Annotated in this window: 1 protein-coding gene; it reads right to left on the reverse strand. The window is 67.6% G+C overall.

The window, feature by feature from the left end:
• Positions 1-1,323, reverse strand: a 1,323-nt coding sequence (locus tag EHS43_RS44705) for a (Fe-S)-binding protein (protein WP_148104353.1), incomplete at both ends; no start/stop codon positions are given.

A 1,323-nucleotide genomic window follows, 5' to 3' on the forward strand; every position in this document is an offset into this window, starting at 1 on the left:
GAGGTCCTCGATGTCCTGGCCGACGACCGGGACCTCGAACTCGACCTCCTTGAGCCACTCCAGGCGCTGCTTCTTCGCCAGGCCCCAGGGGTTGCCCTTCTTCTCCAGGTTCTTGAGCATGGTGCCCGCCTCGGACGGGAACGCGCTCTCGATCATCACCTGGTAGCGGCGCATGTCGACGATGTGGTCGACGTGCTCGATGTCGACCGGGCACTGCTCGACGCAGGCGCCGCAGGTGGTGCAGGACCACAGGACGTCCGGGTCGATGACGCCGTTCTCCTCCAGCGTGCCGATCAGCGGCCGCTCGGCCTCCGCGAGCGCCGCCGCGGGCACGCCGGCCAGCTGCTCCTCGGAGGCCTTCTCCTCGCCCTCCATGGTCTTGCCGCCACCCGCGAGCAGGTAGGGCGCCTTGGCGTGCGCGTGGTCGCGCAGGGACATGATCAGCAGCTTGGGGGAGAGCGGCTTGCCGGTGTTCCAGGCGGGGCACTGCGACTGGCAGCGGCCGCACTCGGTGCAGGTGGAGAAGTCCAGCAGGCCCTTCCAGGAGAACTGCTCGACCTGGGAGACGCCGAAGACGTCGTCGTCACCGGGGTCGGTGAAGTCGATCGGCTTGCCGCCGGAGGTCATCGGGAGCAGGGCGCCGAGGGAGGTCTCGCCGCTCGCGTTCCGCTTGAACCAGATGTTCGGGAACGCGAGGAAGCGGTGCCAGGCCACACCCATGTCGGTCTTCAGGGCGACCACGATCATCCAGATGAACGAGGTGGCGATCTTCAGTCCGGCGAAGAAGTACGTGAGGTTCTGGAGCGTCGGGACGTCCATGCCCTCCAGCCAGTGCACCACCGGGTACGAGATGAAGAACGAGGCCTCGTAGCCGTCCACGTGGTGCTGGGCGCCCTCCAGCGCGTGCAGCATGAAGATGCAGACGCCGACGACGAGGATGACGGTCTCGACGAAGTACGCCTGGCCGAAGTTGGAGCCGGCGAAGCGGGACTTGCGGCCCGGGTTGCGCGGGTGGCTCAGCTGGCGGATCACGATCAGCGCCAGGATGCCGAGGACGGTCATCGTGCCGATGAACTCGACGAAGACGTTGTACGGCGCCCAGTCGCCGATGACCGGCAGAATCCAGTCGGCCTGGAACAGCTGGCCGATGGCGTTGACGATCGTCAGCAGCAGGGTGAAGAAGCCCACCGCCACGAACCAGTGCGCGACACCGACGACGCCCCAGCGGTTCATCCGGGTGTGGCCGAGGAACTCCTTGGCCACGGTGGCGGTGCGCCGGCCGGGTTCGTCGGTACGGGTGCCCGCGGGCACGTCCTGACCGAG

Origin of the sequence: Streptomyces sp. RP5T (assembly GCF_003933965.1) — a bacterium.
Lineage (GTDB): Bacteria > Actinomycetota > Actinomycetes > Streptomycetales > Streptomycetaceae > Streptomyces.